This is a genomic window from Coleofasciculus sp. LEGE 07092, from assembly GCF_015207375.1.
In the GTDB taxonomy this organism is placed as follows: Bacteria; Cyanobacteriota; Cyanobacteriia; order Cyanobacteriales; family Coleofasciculaceae; genus LEGE-07092.
This window is the reverse complement of record NZ_JADEWY010000076.1, coordinates 1-14,759: the sequence shown is the minus strand read 5'-3', so window position 1 is coordinate 14,759 and position 14,759 is coordinate 1. Positions and strand designations below refer to the sequence as shown.

Here is a 14,759-nt window from a genome sequence, read left to right as displayed (position 1 = left end):
TTGCTGTCTCTACTCTATTAACGCTATGGCACATCTACTATTTGTACAGGGACGGACGTTTGCCGTATTCGACAGCCTCTACAAAAACCTCGGTACACTCACCTTACTTCTCATCCTTTTCCCCTTCAACTTCACGGTGGTTATCGCTGCCCTATTGTGGAGTGGGTTAACCTTTCCCTTCCGTAAGAAAGTCCCCCCAGCAGCAAACCCTAAAACTATCTTAATTACAGGCGGAAAAATGACCAAAGCGCTGCAACTGGCGCGGTCATTTCATGGGGTGGGACATCGGGTTATTTTAGTTGAAGCTCATAAATACTGGTTAGTCGGGCATCGATTTTCTCAGGCGGTCGATCGCTTTTATACGGTTCCTGCACCGCAGAAAGACCCAGAGGGCTACATTCAAGGGTTGCTGGCAATTGCCAAACAAGAAAACGTTGACATTTACGTTCCGGTATGCAGTCCCGTTGCCAGCTACTATGACTCTTTGGCAAAGCCAGCGTTATCAGGCTGTTGTGAGGTGTTCCACTTCGATGCCGAGGTAACGAAGATGCTGGATGACAAGTTTGCTTTTACCGAGACAGCGCGTTCTTTTGGGTTATCAGTTCCTAAATCTTTTAAAATTACCGCACCCGAACAAGTTCTTAACTTCGACTTTTCTAACGAAACGCGCAAGTACATTCTCAAAAGCATTCCCTACGACTCCGTGCGTCGCTTGAACTTGACTAAACTCCCCTGCGATACTCCTGAAGAAACAGCCGCCTTTGTCAACAGTTTGCCCATCAGTGAAGAGAAACCTTGGATTATGCAGGAATTTATTCCCGGAAAGGAATACTGCACCCATAGTACGATCCGGAATGGGGAATTAAGACTACATTGCTGCTGTGAATCCTCGGCATTTCAAGTTAATTATGAAAATGTTGAGCAGCCGGATATTTTGCAGTGGGTGAGTCAGTTTGTTCAGGAATTGAAATTGACGGGACAAGCTTCGTTTGATTTCATTGAGGCAGAGGATGGGACAATTTATGCCATTGAGTGCAACCCCCGCACTCACTCGGCAATTACTATGTTTTATAGCCATCCTGGGGTAGCGGATGCTTATCTGGGTCAAAAACCTTTAGGTGAACCGTTGCAGCCGTTACCTGATAGTAAGCCCACCTATTGGTTATATCACGAACTTTGGCGGCTGAATGAGATTCGTTCTTTCAAGGATCTGCAACGGTGGTTTAAAACTGTCTTCGGTGGAAAAGATGCCATTTTTGAAGTGAATGACCCCCTACCATTTTTGATGGTACACCACTGGCAAATTCCTTTACTGTTGCTGGATAATCTGCGCCGGATGCAAGGCTGGGTGAAGATTGATTTTAATATTGGGAAGTTGGTGGAATTGGGGGGAGATTAAAGATTTAATTCATAATTCATAATTAAGAAATGATTGCAGCCACCTTTATCGTATTTCTTTTGTTATTTACCGGAGTCGGTATTTACTCAGCAACTCAAAAGCAAAATACGACAACTGATTACCTACTAGCCAGCAGAAGTGTTAATCCTTGGTTAACCGCCCTTTCTGCCATGGCGACAGGTCAAAGTGGTTTGTTATTTATCGGTCAGGTTGGCTTTGCCTATAAGATAGGACTGTCTGCAATTTGGTTGACGATTGGGTGGGCGATTGGAGACTATATTGCTTGGTGGTTTGTTTTTAAACGATTAAGACAAGTTTCTGAGGAAATTTCTGCTGATACCGTTTCCTCCTTCTTGGGTCAAGAAACCAAAGGAATTCGCTGGATTACAATTATTTCGGCTTTAATTACCATCGCCTTTCTGGGTTCTTATGCGGCGGCGCAACTAGTTGCAGGGGGTAAAGCACTTTATGCGGTGTTTGACTGGAACTATTCTTTTGGTGTGATTGCGGGTGCAATTGTCGTTGTCATCTACTGTTTTTCCGGTGGGATTCGTGCCTCAATTTGGACAGATGCGGTGCAGGCAATCATTATGATTGGTTCCCTGCTATTGCTATTGGTGGTTGCTATTGCTAATTGCGGTGGATTGGTAGGATTCTGGACACAGCTTAAAGCCATTGACCCAGCATTGGTGAGTTTGAGTCCACCGGATCTTCAGTTTGGACTTTTGCCCTTTTTAATGGGTTGGATGGTAGCTGGATTTGGTGTGGTAGGTCAACCTCATATTGTCGTGCGGGCAATGGCAATTGATTCAGCGAATAATATCGGTTTTGCACGAGATATTAAAGTAATATGTGGTTTAGTCACCTCGTTTTCAGCCATGGGTGTAGGTATGGCAGCACGAGTGCTAATGCCAGATTTGTTAACCAACGGTGATCCGGAATTAGCCCTGCCTTATTTAGCCCTGGAATTATTGCCAGCACTCTTAGTCGGACTGATGCTAGCTGGACTATTTGCCGCGACGATATCGACGGCTGACTCTCAGATTCTCTCCTGTTCAGCGGCGTTAACTCAAGACCTTTTTCCGGCAACTGCAAATTCTTACAAATTTGCCAAGCTAGGCACACTAACAGTGACAATCATCACCTTGATTATTGCTTTAGCTGGCGATAACAATGTCTTTGGTTTAATTACCTTCTCGTGGTCAGTTCTGGCTTCAGGATTAGGTCCCCTCTTAATAATACGGGTTTGGCAAAAACCTGTCACTACACCTGTAGCGATCGCCATGATGGTTGTTGGCATTGCGGCGGCTTTGATCTGGAATTTGGGACTCCAGCTATCCAGTGTGGTTTACGAAGTGCTTCCTGGTATGGCGGCTGGTAGTCTTGTCTATTTTATTGCTCAACGTTTGAGAATGATAAATTATGAATGAAACGATCCTAGGTTAGCTTCTTATTAAAAAAAACGTCACTTGAAAATTATGACTGAATTACTTACTCATCCGCTCGTTTCATTACCCCTGTCCCAAAATCAGCAGGTTAATTGGTTTCTATATCAATTAGAACCCCAAGGATTAGCGGATAAAGTTTTCTTCGCCCTTCGGATTAAATCCCCGGTGGATAGTGATGTCATAAAAACTGCCGTTCAAGCCTTGATCAACCGCCATCCCAGCTTGCGGAGTACCTACGGCGATAGGGACGGACAACTCATTCAGGAAATCCACGATACCGTTGAGGTTAATTTAGAAGAAATTGATGCTTCACTTTGGAGTAGAGAGGACTTAAACGACCAGCTATTACAAGCGGCTAAACGTCCTTTTAATTTAGAACAGGATTCAGTACTGCGAGTGAGTTTTTTTACTCGTTCTGCAACCGACCACATCCTGTTAATAACGATTCACAAAATAGCCTGTGATTGGGAGTCTTTATTTATACTCATTGATGAGTTTTTAACCCTATATGACCAACCAGAGACAGAGTTGCCACTCCTTAAGCAATCTTATAAAAACGCTGTACAGAGAGAAATTAACCGTTTAAATAGTTCTCAAGGAAAGAAACTCAAAACTTACTGGCAAAACCAATTAGCAGGAGAGTTGCCTGTACTAGAATTACCCACTACGAATTCTCGTCCACCGTTACGGACTTATACAGGTTCATCGTATCGCTTTGAGATTAATCAAGAACTCACTCAGCAACTCAGACAACTGGCACAGAAAGAAGGCGTTACAACTGAAGCGATACTCCTAACTGCCTTTAAAGTGCTGCTTTACCGCTACACGGGGGAAGAAGATATCCTAGTCGGGTTACGGAAAACTCAAAGAAGTCAGCCGGAATTTGCCAGAGTTATCGGTAATTGCAGTAATGTCGTTGTTGCCAGAGATGGGATTTCCGGAAATCGAACCTTTACAGAGGTTCTGAAGCAAGTTAGTCATACCCTTACTGAAATCAATACCTATCAAGAGTATCCCTTTCCGTTATTAGTCAAACAATTCCAGTCACCCTCTACCTTTAGTCATTCTCCCATCTGCCAAGCTTCCTTTTCTTTACAGACTTGGCATCACCTAACCACTATCTCAAGCTTATTTGATGCCACGGCTAATCAAAAACCAATAACCTGCGGTCAACTCGAACTAGAATACGTTGAACTTCCTCAGCAAAACGTAGAATTTGATATCAGCTTAGAGGTGATTGAGCTAAGGGAATCCGGACTGGGTTACTTTAAGTACAATAGCGATTTGTTAGAAGCAGCAACAATTGCTCAGATAACCCGACATTTCCAGAATTTATTGGCAGCTATTGTATCACAGCCCCAGCAACCCGTGGCTCAATTACCGATGCTGAGTGACGCTGAACAACAGCAAATTCTCTATGATTGGAATGCCACCCAAACCGATTATGATCTATCCCAATGTCTCCACCAGTTAATTGAAGCACAGGTCGAGGAAACCCCAAATGCTGTTGCTGTTGTAGTTGAAAATGAACAGTTAACCTACCGAGACTTAAATTCCCGTGCCAATCAACTGGCACATTACCTGCAAAAATTGGGAGTCAAATCCGAGGTTTTCGTTGGCCTTTGTGTTGAACGTTCCCTGGAAATGGTGGTGGGACTATTAGCCATTCTCAAAGCGGGAGGGGCGTATGTTCCCATCGATCCAAATTATCCTGCTGAACGCATTGCCTATATGTTGGCAGACTCTCAAGTTCCAGTATTGCTGACTCAGGAAAAATTAGTCGCCCAACTGCCTGAAACTCAATCACAAATCATTGGCATAGATAGCCATTGGGAAAAAATTTCTCTAGAGAGTAACGAAAATCTCGATAGTGGCGTACAACCGGAAAATTTAGCCTATGTGATTTACACATCAGGTTCAACGGGTAAGCCGAAGGGTGCCATGAATACCCATCGCGGGATTTGTAACCGCTTGTTGTGGATGCAGGAAGCCTATCAATTGACATCGGAGGATCGTATCCTGCAAAAAACTCCCTTTAGCTTCGATGTTTCTGTCTGGGAGTTCTTTTGGACGTTAATGACAGGTGCGTGTTTAGTTGTTGCCAAACCCGGTGGACATCAAGATAGTAGTTATTTAGTTAACCTTATCGCCCAACAGCAGATTACCACGCTGCACTTCGTTCCCTCAATGCTGCAAATTTTCTTAGAAGAAAAGAGGTTAGAACGTTGCAATTCTCTTAAGCGCGTGATTTGCAGTGGCGAAGTATTACCCTTTGATCTTCAGGAACGCTTCTTTTCTCGATTAGACTGTGAACTGCACAACCTTTACGGTCCCACAGAAGCGGCAATTGATGTTACTTACTGGCAATGCAAACCAGAGAGTACCTTACGAATTGTCCCCATTGGTCGCCCTATTGGCAACACCCAAATTTACATCTTAGACTCCCTCCTCCAACCTGTCCCCATAGGTGTTGCAGGCGAACTCTATATCGGTGGTGTAGGTGTTGCGCGGGGTTATCTGAACCGTCCGGACTTAACAGAAGAAAAATTCATCCCCAACCTCTTTGAGAACTCAAAACTCTACAAAACTGGCGATTTAGCCCGCTATCTCCCCGACGGAACAATCGAGTACTTACGCCGCATTGACTATCAAGTGAAAATTCGAGGTTTCCGTATTGAATTGGGAGAACTTGAAGCGGTACTCAATCAACATTCAACGGTGCGAGACTGTGTGGTTGTGGCGCGGACAAATTCAGTAACTCAGCAACTCGCAGCCTATATCGTCCCCAACGACAACCCACCAACACCGACTGAGTTACGCCAATTCCTCAAAGACAAACTTCCCGACTACATGATTCCAGCAGCGTTTGTCGTTTTAGAATCCCTCCCCCTAACTCCCAACGGCAAAGTTAACCGCCGCGCCCTCCCGGTTCCCGACAAATCTAGCTTCCTAGAAAACCACTTTGTTCCGCCTCGCAATTCAATAGAACAGCAACTGGCACAAATTTGGTCAGACTTACTCAATATTAATCCCGTAGGCGTCAAGGATAACTTCTTTGAGTTAGGGGGACATTCTCTATTAGCCATCAAGTTAATGGCAAAAATTCAACAACAATTTGGCAAAACATTACCACTTGCGTCTCTATTTACTAGTCCTACCATTGAGGACTTAGCCAATCTCCTCCAAACCTCTACCCAAATTTCCTTCTCTCCCCTGATTCCCATTCAACCCAAAGGCACAAAATCTCCCTTTTTCTGTATCCATCCCGCTGGCGGTCATGTTCTCTGTTACGTTAAATTCTCCCGTTACTTAGGTTCAGACCAGCCATTTTACGGGTTACAGGCGCAAGGATTTAATGAAGGGGAAGAAGCGTTAACTACCATTGAAGAAATGGCAAGTCTATATGTTAAAGCCATCCGCGAATTTCAACCTGAACCCCCCTATCAAGTGGGTGGGTGGTCGTTTGGCGGTGTAGTCGCTTATGAGGTGGCACAGCAGTTACACGCCGCTGGACTGGAAGTGAGTCGATTGGCAATTCTCGATTCTTATGTGCCGATTCTATTGGACAAAAAGAAGAAGATTGATGATGTTTACATGGTTGGCGTCTTGTCTCGTGTGTTTGGGGGAATGTTCGGTCAAGATAATCTGGTTGCACCCGATGAGTTACAGGGGCTGAGTGTTAAAGAGAAAATTGATTACATTATTGATAAGGCAAGAAAAGTCGGAATATTTTCTCCAGACACCTCACGAGAACAAAATCAACGCATTTTAGATGTATTGGTGGGAACCTTAAAAGCTACCTATGCCTATAAACGCCGACCCTATCCCGGAAAAGTAACTGTTTTCCGCGCCCAGCAGAAGCATATTATGGCATCCGACCCACAGTTAGTTTGGGTGGAGTTGTTTTCGATTTTAGATGCAGGTGATATTGAAGTTATTGACGTGCCGGGAAGTCATTATACGTTTATTCTCGAACCCCATGTGCCAGTTTTGGCAGAACGTCTGGGTGCTTGTTTGAGTTGATATTAGATTCCGGTTGATTGAGCAGTATAGCGGTTTGTATGTGTCTATCACACAGGTAAGGGCACGGCACATGCCTTGCCCCTACTTGGACAAAGGATGTCATTGGACTGGATATCACTCATCAATTTGCCACATATCGCGGCTCAACGCTTCATCCAGAATTTTTTTCGGACGCAACACCAAGATAAGGCGTCCCACCAGGGGTACAGTTGGAGCCTCTGAAAACCACTCAATTTCTAGTTGTCCTGACTGGTCTACTAAAAAATAGTTATCCTTGTCCCATTCCTGCTCGGCGCGGTCAACGATAACCAATACCTCTTCAAGCTTCTCGTTTGCTTGATTAGGGAGTTGAGTGCTGTTGTAAGAGATGCCTACAGGGTCTTGCGCCTTCCGTACCACGTGCCAACCTGGTACTGTAGCCAGCTTCTGGTGAGGAACTCCCTCAACAATCTGAAAGGCACCCTTTGGTTTCACCGCAGGCACGGCTTTGAGTTCTGCGGCTGTCATCGGAAACTGACCCGCTACTGGTATCAGACAAGGCAGTTGTTCACTGGTTTCAATGCGGTAGAAGGGCAATCTGGGAGCTTTTTGCTGCTTGCTACCAAAGCCTTCAGTGAGTAATTGCTCGATTTGTTGCCGCGCCTCTTGGCTGTGAGCAAACATCAAGCCCCGTGCAATCAAGTGCGAGCGTTCTTGTAAGTTCTTTTGTTGCTGGGCGAGTTTCCAATACTGGTATGCCACAATATCACCGGGATGGCTGGAAAATCCGGCGGGTGGAGTACTGCGACGAGAAAACTCTTTCATGGCTTTCGCCACTTCCCTAGCGCCCTCAGAATCCAAGTTTCTAACGACAATAAAGTCCGCAGCAGCAGCACGTTCGGGTTGGGTGAGAGTCCGCAACTCGTACAAAATATCACTGCCCGTCCGCTCAAAACGCGATCGCACCGCCTCAGATACCCCAGCATTGACTAGGGTTCCATAGACCTGAGATGCTACAATCACCTGGTTCTGCTGGATTGGCTCAAATCCCGTTTCTTCAAAAATCCCCTGGGAACTATAGCCTGCCTTTTGGAGCTGCTGACAAACGACTCCCCACTCAACCCAATTGCCTTCTTTGCGCCGCAGCAATTGGAGTAACTCTTTAGCATCTACCATTTTTAAGTCGGGTTGAGGTGAGCGATCAGGGTTGTCTGGTGGTTTTTGAGTCATAGTTTAGACAGAACGAACAGTACGATAGCGTTAGCTCCTGCAACTCCGCTAAGTCAGCAGGCAAAGGGAGTGAGCTTTAAGTTGCCAGATGTCTTTAATTTATCGCGATTGGGATCTTAATAAACTGGCAGTAAAAGCTAGGGTAGTCAGTTTGACAAATTTGCAACATTCTGGCTGTTTTCTTTTTTTTGCAACTGTAAATAAAGATAGTCCCTCTTAAAAATACCTTGCCAGTTCGGACTTGCCGTAAGGAGTTTGTTGTATTGTTATGGACGTAATCCCTAATCTTGATCGTATCAGCCGTCAGTTAATGAGTTTGGAGCGACCCCAAAAACCCAAAATGTTGGTAGTAGACGATGAACCCGATAATCTGGATCTGCTCTACCGCACCTTCCGGCGAGAGTTTAACGTGTTCAGAGCCGAAAGCGGTGCTGAAGCACTTTCTGTACTTGCCAATGAGGGAGAAGTCGCTGTGATTATTTCCGACCAGCGGATGCCAGAAATGAAGGGAACAGAGTTTCTGAGCAAGACAGTTCCCCAGTTCCCAGACACAATGAGGATTATTCTAACGGGTTTTACGGATGTTGAGGACTTAGTGGAAGCCATTAACTCCGGACAAGTTTACAAATACATTACAAAGCCTTGGGACCCGAACGAACTGAAAGCCGTCGTGCAGCGTGCTACACAAACCTACGAACTGCTCAAGCACCGAACAGAGGAACTGCATCGCGCTCAGGCACAAATGACTCTTATGGAAACCATTGTGCAGGCAGCTCAAGAGTCAGAGAGCTTAGAAACTAGCCTGAATCAAGTCGCGAAAGCCTTCGGTGACAGCTTTGGAGCGGATGTCTGTATCGTGCAGCTTATCGGCAACAGTCGGCTGGCTGAGGCGCAGGGAACTTACACCAAGGGTGCAACAACTGCAATTAGCTTGGAAAACGACCCCCTAGTACAAGAAGCAATCGAGACTCACCAGCTTCAACTATGGGTCAACAGTACGGGGGCAATTGCCCCAACTGGAGCTGAACATTACCAGAGTGCCGGTATTCAAATGCACCTGCTCATCCCAGTTGTTTACCGAGGTGAATTGCTAGCAGTTCTATCGCTTCAGTGGCAGCAACGAACTGGCACACTTAGCGAAGAGGAACTGAAACTGATTCACCTGTCAGCACAGCAGGTAGGTTTAGCGATCGCTAGCGGTCGTTTGTCTCCGTGAAATTTGCAGTTTGCGGAAATCCCTCAACCCTACACCCTAAACCATGAACCATCCTTCTATAAACCCAACCCCATCAGACATTCGTAATTTATTTGATCGCATTGCCCCAGTATACGACCAGTTTAACAACGGGTTAAGTTTGGGTCAGCACCGAGTTTGGAAGTTGATGGCGGTGAAGTGGAGTGAGTCCCATCCCGGTGACACCTGTTTGGATTTGTGCTGTGGCAGTGGTGATTTAGCCCAGTTACTGGCACGACAAGTGGCACCCGGGGGTCAGGTTTATGGGGTGGATTTTTCTCCAGCACAATTAGCCGTTGCCAAAGCCAGGGTAGAAAATCAGTATCCTCCCCTAGCAATTCGTTGGGTTCAGGCAGACGCTTTAGAGTTACCCTTTGACAATAATTATTTTGAGGCGGCGACTATGGGTTACGGTTTACGGAATGTGACCGATATTCCCGCTTGTCTGGGGGAATTGTACCGCGTACTCAAACCCGGTGCCAAAGCTGCTATTTTGGACTTTCACCGTCCGAGTCAGGGGTTGGTGCGTGCATTTCAGCAATGGTATCTGCACAATGTTGTTGTAGCCCGTGCCAGAGCATTTGGATTAACGGAGGAGTACGCTTACATCGCTCCCAGCTTAGAACGGTTTCCCAAAGGGCAGCAGCAGGTCGAACTAGCACGTCAAGTGGGGTTTACCAGTGCCACTCATTATCGAATTGCTGGTGAAATGATGGGAGTTTTAGTGGCGGGTAAATAAGATGGAAAGTAGTAGTCATTAGTCCTCTGTCTTTTGTAATTAGTCCTTTGTTGTGACCAATAACCAATGACCGATGATTAATGATGCTTTCTGTGCTACGTGATTGGATTGTTACTTTGGATTGGTCTAACCTTTGGCTGCTGTTCCTTCCTCCAATAGCAGGAGGAATTATTGGCTATTTCACAAACGATCTAGCCATTAAGATGCTATTTCGCCCCTACCGCCCGCTTTACTTCGGCAAGCGTCGGCTACCCTTTACTCCAGGTTTGATTCCCCGCAACCAGGAGCGTCTTGCCAAGAGAGTAGCTGACACGATTATGGGTTCCCTGCTGACTCCCTCTGAGTTACAGCGACTGGCGCAGCGTCTGCTGCATACCGAACGAGTCCGAGGAGCAATTGTGTGGCTCCTCAGACTAGCCCTCGATCAAGTTCAGTTGGATAAAGAGCAGAAGACTGCCAAGATTGCGGCGGCGATTCTCCATGACTTGTTAGGGGAATCTTTGCCGCGCCTGCTAAAAGTCTTGGCGCGTCGGGAGGATTTTCTAGAAGCCCAGCTCAATCAAATCTTTGACCAGATTCTGCTGGAGTTTCAACTGAATAATAAACAAGCCCGACAGCTTTCCGAATGGGTTTTACAGGTTGCTCTGCCACCGGATGTGCTGCGGCAGGCTATTATTGATTTCTTAACTGATCGCAACATTCAAGTGATTGATGAAGGCTTTCGGGAGAAGTCGAGCGGCACGTACTGGGTTGTCGCTAATTTATTTGGTTTACGCAATACCCTGACGCGCTTGCGTACTTACTGTCTGGATGAGAAGGAGGCGACGAATGCTCGCTTAGAAGAGTTGCTAAGTGCTCTTTCGACTCGCGAACGCTTACAGGCATGGTTGCAAAATCTTTCCCTGCAAAATTTACCAGTATCAACGGTGCGGCAGCTACGCAAAACAATGCGTGATGCTGTTCGATCCTACGTCCGAGAGCGGGGTACTGATTTACTACAGGGATTGAGTCAATCTATTGACTGGGAAAAAGTGGCAGTGTTAATCCTCAAACGACTGCGGGAATCAGCAACCGTTACGACATCACTGGAATTGATTGGTCAGGAGTTGGCGTTTATTTTAGAGCGTTACCTCGAAGAAGATTTAGAAAAACTCGTTGCTCAGGTTATTCCAATTTTGTCGATTGATGAGGTCATTGTCGAGCGGGTGAGAGAAACATCTCCTGAGCAACTAGAGGCTACTATTCAAGGTATTGTTAAAAGTGAGTTGCAAGCGATCGTGAATTTAGGAGGTGTTTTGGGTGTGATTGTAGGACTGATGCAAACTATTATTGTGCTGTTGCAACGAGTCTAGTCATCTTGAAGAGCTTCATCCGTTATCTCGAATATATTGCAGTCTATAAGGAGAAATCCTATGGGACAAACCATCATTCAAGTTGATGCATTCACTAGTACTGCTTTTACTGGAAACCCTGCCGCCGTTTGTGTTTTATCGGCTCCTCAATCTGATAGCTGGATGCAGAACGTAGCACAGGAAATGAATTTGTCGGAGACGGCTTTTCTGGTCAAACAGAATGATGGCTTTAATCTACGTTGGTTTACGCCTGCGGTAGAAGTTCCGCTTTGCGGTCATGCCACGTTAGCAAGTGCTCATGTGCTTTGGTCAGAGGGGCATTTATCACCGGATGAAGCCGCTCTTTTTTATACCAAAAGCGGTTTACTCATTGCCAAGAAGTTGGGGGATTGGATTGAGTTGGATTTTCCCGTTAATCGCTCAGAAAAAAGTGTCGCCTCTCCTGAACTTTCTCAAGCTTTGGGCGTGCCAATTAAATCGGTTTTCAATAATTCTTTGGGATATTTGGTAGAAGTAGAATCAGAAGATTTGGTACGGCAAATGCAGCCTAATTTTCAGCACCTCAAAACATTGCTTGTTTCTGATTTAATTGTTACCAGCCAGACTTATGAAGGTTCAGAGTATGATTTTGTCTCTCGCTTCTTTGCACCGGGATTGGGGATTGATGAAGACCCTGTAACTGGGGCTGCCCATTGCTGCCTTGCTCCATTTTGGCGCGAACGCTTAAATAAAGATGAGTTTTTGGCGTATCAGGCATCGAGTCGGGGTGGGGTGGTGAAGGTGCGCTATACAGGAAGCGATCGCGTTTTCTTAAGCGGGCAAGCTGTTACCGTATTGCGCGGAGAATTAATGACGGCAAGCTGAAGGGGTGACAAGAAGATCAAAAGCTTGACAGAAAAGGCATTTCACCCCTCTTTCCCTCAAAAAGAATGTAACTTATTGACAGGTTTATTGAGAATAAAGAAGCGAAGGTTTTTAAGTCTTCCCATTTAAGTGGTATTTAGGTAACGAATAAAACGCGGGGAGCTGGGAGGCACGGCGACTATCACCCTCCTAATGATAGAAGCTCAACTTACCCCCAAAGACTGATGAAGAGATTGACCACAGCCCCAAACATATAAGGAGTTAAGATGCCTACAAAGTAGTAAAAATAGCGCTTCTGCTACTGATGTAGGCTGACGTATTGACAACAAAGGAGGAAAACTATGGCTGTAGGACAACTCAAACACGCCATTGGTATCTTTTCTACCCGTCAGGAGGCAGAATATGCGCTCCACGACCTCAGAGAAACAGGTTTTAATATGAATCAGGTTTCTGTGATTGCCAAAGACGCGAGTCTCAATGAGCAGCTTGGCGATAGTGAGGTGCATAAAAGTACTGGTGAACAAGTGAAAGGTGGTGCCAAAGCAGGTGCGACGGCTGGTGGTACAGCCGGCGGTTTGATTGGTTTAATTGGTAGCTTGGGAGTACTGGCAATTCCTGGTGTCGGACCTGCCGCAGAAGTCGGCATTATTCTAGCAAACACCCTAATCGGGGGGGCAATTGGTGCTGCTGGAGGTGGACTTCTTGGCGCACTGATTGGTTGGGGCATTCCTGAAGAAGACGCGAGATATTATGACGAGCGAGTTTCTCAAGGCGATTATCTCGTGATCGCAGAAGGTACAGACGCTGAGATCCGTAATATAGGGACGGTTTTTTCCAATCGTGGAATTCGCAATTGGGCTGTCTACGATGCACCTGGAACCTATGCTAACCGTGGGACAGGGACACGCCTGTAAGGGTGTAGGGTGGGCAAACGCCTGCCCTAAGAAAATATACAAACGGTGATTTAGATGCCAATTGGTGTAAGTCTTTTCAGTTAGGCAACTTAAGTGCTTTCAACGTATTCACCACTTTTTCAAGGTGAACACGTTCGTGAGTTGCCATAACAGAGAGACGAATCCGACTAGTAGGAACAGTAGGAGGGCGAATAGCTGGGGCAAAAATACCTGCCGCTTTTAGCTGTTGTCCAACCGTGAGGGCTTCTGTTGCACTGGCAAGTTGAATGCAGAGGATAGGAGACTCAGAGGGTAAAAGTCTCAGATGAGATAGCTGTTTAGTCAGGAGTTGCTTGAGAGTCTCTACATTGTCCCAGAGTCGGGTGCGGCGTTCGGGTTCTTTTTGAATAATCTCAATTGCAGCTAAAGCAGCAGCCGTATCAGCAGGAGATAAAGCTGTAGTGTAAATCCAACTGGGTGCGCGATTTCGTAAAAAGTCAATCAGGGGAGCTGAACCCGCCACGTATCCACCTAAACTGCCCAAGGCTTTACTAAGGGTGCCAACTTGCACAACGGGTTGTCCCGTACAGCCGAAATGTTCCACGCAGCCAGCACCTGTAGCACCCAAGACGCCCGTAGCGTGAGCTTCGTCTACCAGCACCATACAGCTATAGTCTTCAGCTAATAATAATAACTGGGGCAAGGGGCAAAGGTCGCCATCCATGCTGAAAACGCTATCAGTAAGAATGAGACAACGGCGATAGTTGTGTCGGTGTTGAGTGAGTTGATGGGTTAAATTTTTAATGTCACAGTGAGCATAGTTGACGATCGCGGCACCGCTTAAAATTGCCCCATTTTTCAGGCTAGAGTGATTATACTGGTCTGCCAAAATCAGATCCCGTTTCCCGACTAAAGCGGCAATTGTTCCCAGGTTGGCTAAATACCCAGAACTAAATACTAGCGCCTCTTGGGTTTGTTTGAGAAATGCGATCGCACCTTCCAATTCTTGATGCACTTCCCGATGTCCGCTCAGTAATCGAGAACCCGTGCTACCTGTACCATACTCTTTGGTAGCAGTAACGGCAGCTTGAATCAATCGCTCGTCTCCTGCCAAACCCAGATAGTCATTGCTGGCAAAGTTAATCACCTCCTGCCCTTCTAGTTGCACCACAGCACCGGGACGGCGTTGTAGAGTTTTTACCGAACGATACCAATTAGCGTTGTGGATAGTAGCGAGAGATTGGTCTAACCAAGCATAAGGGTTAGTTGGCATTGCAGATAGTTAAGACTCTTGTTCTGAAGGAGGCTCAACGTCTACAGTCTGACCTTTAGGGGCACCAATGCGATCAACTAAACCCATTTCAAAGGCAACATCTGGTAAATCACTCACAGTATATTTTCCCGGTTGGAACATTTTTCCGGGTGTAAAACACATCTGTCTAAGTTCAACCACTTCACCGGGGGCAAACATTCCCCGCCCCATTTTGCGTTCAAGTCCCATGATTGCAATCCTGTAAAAATCTCTTTGTTCTTTTATTTTGGTATTTTGACAGGGTATGGGGTGTAGCCGATAGGGTATAACCGAAGAGACAAGGGAC

Annotated in this window: 11 protein-coding genes; 8 read left to right on the top strand and 3 right to left on the bottom strand. The window is 46.1% G+C overall.

Annotated elements, in window-relative coordinates:
• Positions 1 to 25 precede the first annotated feature (25 nt).
• The 3 genes from IQ257_RS18050 to IQ257_RS18040 are packed head-to-tail and all read left to right on the top strand — an operon-like array spanning position 26 to position 6,870.
• On the top strand, positions 26 to 1,399 hold the full coding sequence (locus IQ257_RS18050; protein ID WP_193877851.1) for an ATP-grasp domain-containing protein: 1,374 nt from the start codon (positions 26 to 28) through the stop codon (positions 1,397 to 1,399).
• A 29-nt stretch (positions 1,400 to 1,428) separates the two neighbouring features.
• The gene (locus tag IQ257_RS18045) at positions 1,429 to 2,829 is read left to right on the top strand and encodes a sodium/proline symporter (RefSeq protein ID WP_193877849.1); all 1,401 of its coding nucleotides are present in this window, start codon (positions 1,429 to 1,431) and stop codon (positions 2,827 to 2,829) included.
• Between the two features lie 48 nt (positions 2,830 to 2,877).
• Positions 2,878 to 6,870, top strand: coding sequence for a non-ribosomal peptide synthetase (locus IQ257_RS18040; RefSeq protein ID WP_193877847.1), 3,993 nt, complete (start codon positions 2,878 to 2,880; stop codon positions 6,868 to 6,870).
• A gap of 114 nt (positions 6,871 to 6,984) precedes the next feature.
• On the opposite strand, the gene IQ257_RS18035 is transcribed toward IQ257_RS18040, so the two are convergent.
• The gene (locus tag IQ257_RS18035; RefSeq protein WP_193877845.1) at positions 6,985 to 8,079 is read right to left on the bottom strand and encodes a RuBisCO accumulation factor 1; all 1,095 of its coding nucleotides are present in this window, start codon (positions 8,077 to 8,079) and stop codon (positions 6,985 to 6,987) included.
• A 268-nt stretch (positions 8,080 to 8,347) separates the two neighbouring features.
• Here IQ257_RS18035 and IQ257_RS18030 point away from each other — a divergent pair, with 268 nt between their 5' ends.
• The 5 genes from IQ257_RS18030 to IQ257_RS18010 all read left to right on the top strand — a co-directional run bounded on the left by IQ257_RS18030 (position 8,348) and on the right by IQ257_RS18010 (position 13,182).
• Positions 8,348 to 9,295: a response regulator gene (locus IQ257_RS18030; protein WP_193877843.1), complete on the top strand. Its 948-nt coding sequence runs from the start codon at positions 8,348 to 8,350 to the stop codon at positions 9,293 to 9,295.
• 43 nt (positions 9,296 to 9,338) lie between these two features.
• Positions 9,339 to 10,052: a bifunctional demethylmenaquinone methyltransferase/2-methoxy-6-polyprenyl-1,4-benzoquinol methylase UbiE gene (gene ubiE, locus IQ257_RS18025; protein ID WP_193877841.1), complete on the top strand. Its 714-nt coding sequence runs from the start codon at positions 9,339 to 9,341 to the stop codon at positions 10,050 to 10,052.
• Positions 10,053 to 10,132: 80 nt separating this feature from the next.
• Positions 10,133 to 11,404: a DUF445 domain-containing protein gene (locus tag IQ257_RS18020; RefSeq protein WP_228060802.1), complete on the top strand. Its 1,272-nt coding sequence runs from the start codon at positions 10,133 to 10,135 to the stop codon at positions 11,402 to 11,404.
• Between the two features lie 60 nt (positions 11,405 to 11,464).
• A complete protein-coding gene (locus tag IQ257_RS18015; protein WP_193877839.1) occupies positions 11,465 to 12,268 on the top strand; it encodes a PhzF family phenazine biosynthesis protein in 804 nt (267 codons plus the stop codon).
• Positions 12,269 to 12,609: 341 nt separating this feature from the next.
• Complete coding sequence (locus IQ257_RS18010; protein ID WP_193877837.1) at positions 12,610 to 13,182, top strand: general stress protein; 573 nt, start codon at positions 12,610 to 12,612, stop codon at positions 13,180 to 13,182.
• Positions 13,183 to 13,258: 76 nt separating this feature from the next.
• On the opposite strand, the gene bioF is transcribed toward IQ257_RS18010, so the two are convergent.
• Positions 13,259 to 14,434, bottom strand: coding sequence for an 8-amino-7-oxononanoate synthase (gene bioF / locus IQ257_RS18005; RefSeq protein ID WP_193877835.1), 1,176 nt, complete (start codon positions 14,432 to 14,434; stop codon positions 13,259 to 13,261).
• Between the two features lie 9 nt (positions 14,435 to 14,443).
• On the bottom strand, positions 14,444 to 14,662 hold the full coding sequence (locus tag IQ257_RS18000; RefSeq protein WP_193877833.1) for a hypothetical protein: 219 nt from the start codon (positions 14,660 to 14,662) through the stop codon (positions 14,444 to 14,446).
• Positions 14,663 to 14,759 lie beyond the last annotated feature (97 nt).